The 2,377-nt window shown below is 73.1% G+C and carries 3 protein-coding genes and 1 pseudogene; 1 reads left to right on the top strand and 3 read right to left on the bottom strand.

The window, feature by feature from the left end; translation table 11 throughout:
- On the bottom strand, nt 1–1,221 hold a 1,221-nt coding region (locus tag D8M29_RS11290; protein WP_127445985.1), incomplete at its 3' end, for a DNA polymerase III subunit gamma and tau.
- 78 nt (nt 1,222–1,299) lie between these two features.
- Between D8M29_RS11290 and D8M29_RS11295 the strand changes: the two genes are divergently transcribed.
- Nucleotides 1,300–1,965 carry a malonic semialdehyde reductase gene (locus D8M29_RS11295; RefSeq protein ID WP_049146682.1) on the top strand — a complete coding sequence of 222 codons (666 nt, stop codon included), beginning with the start codon at nt 1,300–1,302 and terminating at the stop codon, nt 1,963–1,965.
- 39 nt (nt 1,966–2,004) lie between these two features.
- Here D8M29_RS11295 and D8M29_RS11300 read toward each other — a convergent pair.
- A pseudogene (locus tag D8M29_RS11300) lies at nt 2,005–2,256 on the bottom strand (tRNA glutamyl-Q(34) synthetase GluQRS); the annotation flags it as partial.
- A partial coding sequence (locus D8M29_RS11305) for an integrase core domain-containing protein (RefSeq protein WP_148111599.1) occupies nt 2,255–2,377 on the bottom strand: 123 nt, incomplete at its 5' end. The pseudogene D8M29_RS11300 and the gene D8M29_RS11305, both read right to left, overlap by 2 nt.

Raw genomic sequence — 2,377 nt, forward strand, 5'->3', positions numbered from 1 at the left:
GGACCGGGCCGGCGTCGTCGTGCCCTCCGGGGCGCCGTCCTCGACGGGCGCGGCGCCACCGAGCTCCAGGCGCCGTTCGAGGGCCTCGAGGCGGGCGGCCAGGCCGCGGTGCGTCTCGTCCGAGGCGGGCAGCAGCAGGCGCGCCATGAGCAGCTCGAGGTGCAGGCGGGGACTGGTGGCCCCCACCATGTCCGTCAGCGCGAGGTTGGTGATGTCCGCGAGGCGGGAGAGCTCCGCGCGGGAGAGCTGCGCGGCCTGCGCCGACAGACGCCGCACCTGGTCCTCCGGCATGCCGTGCAGGATCGCCCCGGCCTCCTCCGGCAGGGCACGGGCGATCACGAGGTCGCGGAAGCGGTCCAGCAGGTCCTCGACGAAGCGGCGCGGGTCCTGGCCGGACTGCACCACGCGGTCCACCACGCGGAACACGGTGGGGGTGTCGTCCGCGGCGACGGCGTCGATCACGTCGTCCAGCAGGGCTTCCGGGGTGAAGCCGAGCAGGCTCACCGCGAGCTCGTAGGAGACCTGGCCCTCCTGGGCACCCGCGATCAGCTGGTCCAGCACGGAGAGCGTGTCACGCACCGAGCCCGTGCCGGCGCGCACCACGAGCGGCAGCACGCCCTTCTCCACGGACACGCCCTCCTCCGCGCACAGCTGCTCGAGGTAGACGATGAGCGGCTCCGGCGGCACGAGCCGGAACGGGTAGTGGTGGGTGCGGGAGCGGATGGTCCCGATGACCTTCTCCGGCTCCGTGGTGGCGAAGATGAACTTCAGGTGCTCCGGCGGCTCCTCCACGATCTTGAGCAGCGCGTTGAAGCCCGCCGCGGTGACCATGTGCGCCTCGTCGATGATGAGGATCTTGTAGCGGTCCCGGACCGGGGCGAACGTGGCCCGCTCGCGCAGGCCGCGGGCGTCCTCCACACCGCCGTGCGAGGCCGCGTCGATCTCCAGCACGTCCAGCGAGCCCGGCCCGCCGGTGGCCAGGTCCCGGCACGAGTCGCACTCGCCGCACGGCGTGGGCGTGGGGCCTTGGGCGCAGTTCAGGCAGCGCGCGAGGATGCGGGCGGACGTGGTCTTGCCGCAGCCGCGCGGGCCGGAGAAGAGGTAGGCGTGGTTCACGCGGTCCTTCGCCAGTGCGGTGCGCAGCGGGACCGTGACATGGTCCTGCCCGATCACGTCCTCGAAACGGTCCGGGCGGTAGCGGCGGTACAGGGCGGTGCTCACCCTCGAAAGCCTATCCGGCGGGCGGACGGGCTAAGGGAGCCGGGGAATGCGCCCACCCACCGGCCCGTTCCCTGGCCCATGACCACCACGCACATGCACACCGACGCCGAGGACACGATCCACCCCACGCAGCCGGCCCCGGACGCGGGACCGCTGAGTCAGGCCGAGATCGACCGCCTCTTCGCGGACCGCCACACGACGCAGCTCTTCTCGGACGAGCCCGTCGACCTCGCGCTGATCGAGCGGGCCTACGCGGACCTCCGCTGGGCGCCGACCGCCATGAACAACCAGCCGCTGCGGCTCGACGTCGTGGACAGTCCCGAGGCCCGCGCCCGCCTGGCTCCGCTGATGATCGAGTTCAACCGGGAGAAGACGGAGCGCGCCCCGCTCACGCTGATCGCCTCCTACGACCTCGACTGGCACCGCCACATGGGCCACCTCGCCCCGTTCCGGGAGGGCTTCGAGGAGGATGCCGAGGGCAAGCCGGGCATGCGCGAGGGGATGGGCCGCACGAACGCGCTCATCCAGGTGGGCTACCTGCTCGTGGCCCTGCGCGCCCACGGGCTCGAGGTCGGCCCCATGGCCGGGTTCGACGCCGCCGCCGTGGACGCCGAGTTCCATGCGGACCGTGCCTGGAAGTCCCTCCTGGTGATCAACGTGGGCCACGCCGCCGCGGACGACGAGAAGGCGCAGCAGCCCCGCCAGGGCCGCCTCGACTTCGACCAGGCCGCCCAGGTCCTCTGACCGGGGCCGGGCCTGCGGCGGGCCAGGGCGCCGGCCCGTTCAGAGCCCGGTGAACACCCACGGATCGCGCGGCAGGGCGGCCGGGTCGAACGCGGGCACGGCGGCCGCCAGCGGTCCCGCGGGCAGGCCGAGGGACTCCAGCAGCCGGTCCCGCACCCGCTCGGGGGTCCACGCCGGGTCCTGCGCGGAGAGGTCCTCGAGGGTCACGGCGCCGTCCCGCTTGGCCAGCCGCCGCCCCTCCGTGTTCAGCACGAGCGGCACGTGCAGGTACTCCACCGCGGGCGTCGGCCTAGCTGTAGGAGGGCATGACGTTGTTGACTCGGGTCGGTGCCAGTGAGGCCGGAGGAGCGTCCCCGCAGGAGGTATGAGGCCGATGGTAGTTGTAGTGGTTCACCCACACCGCCAGGGCCTC

The organism is Micrococcus sp. HSID17227, from assembly GCF_003989405.1.
In the GTDB taxonomy this organism is placed as follows: domain Bacteria; phylum Actinomycetota; class Actinomycetes; order Actinomycetales; family Micrococcaceae; genus Micrococcus; species Micrococcus luteus.

What these genes read in the sequence shown, in the direction of transcription:
- D8M29_RS11295 (WP_049146682.1), top strand. Translation starts at nt 1,300, where the DNA reads ATGACCACCACGCACATGCACACCGACGCCGAGGACACGATCCACCCC.